General features: G+C 70.2%; 1 protein-coding gene. It reads left to right on the top strand.

Annotated features, from left to right (window positions below; translation table 11 throughout):
* Positions 1-193: 193 nt before the first annotated feature.
* A partial coding sequence (locus RSO01_RS46995) for a Rieske 2Fe-2S domain-containing protein (RefSeq protein WP_147157513.1) occupies positions 194-625 on the top strand: 432 nt, incomplete at its 3' end.

The raw sequence follows: 625 nt of genomic DNA, 5'->3' as shown, positions 1-625 counted from the left end.
CCTGTCGGGAAGTTCCGCGGCGTTGCGGTCGGTCGAGACCGTCTTCCACCAGGATCTCAACGGCGACGGCGCGATCGGCGCCCCGCCGTCCTTACTGGCGGCTGACGACCCGTTCCGCTAGGCCGCGCGCCGCCGTGGCGCGGGCTTGGCGCCGCCGCTATCCTTCGCCAGCCCAACAGCCACAGGTGACGACATGACCACGGCGAGCGAAGGCCAGGAACTCACCCAGGTCGGCCCCGGCACGCCGATGGGCCGCGTGATGCGGCACTACTGGCTACCGGCCCTCAAGTCGTCGGAACTGGAGCGCGACGGCCCGCCGACCCGCTTCATGCTGCTGGGCGAGAAGCTTCTGGCCTTCCGCGACAGCGCCGGCCGCGTCGGCGTGATGGACCATCGCTGCCCGCACCGCTGCGCCTCGCTGTTCCTCGGCCGCAACGAGCAGGGCGGGCTGCGCTGCATCTATCACGGCTGGAAGTTCGATGTTGCCGGCAACTGCCTCGACATGCCGAATGTGCCCGAGGACCAGGACTTCAAGCACAAGGTCAAGGCCGAGGCCTACCGCGTCATGGAGCGGGCCGGCCCTGGTCGCTGGGTCCACATGGGCGAGGGCGCGCCGCAGGCGCTT

This window comes from Reyranella soli (assembly GCF_007992495.1).
Taxonomy (GTDB): domain Bacteria; phylum Pseudomonadota; class Alphaproteobacteria; order Reyranellales; family Reyranellaceae; genus Reyranella; species Reyranella soli.
This window is presented reverse-complemented; position numbering and strand designations above follow the sequence as displayed.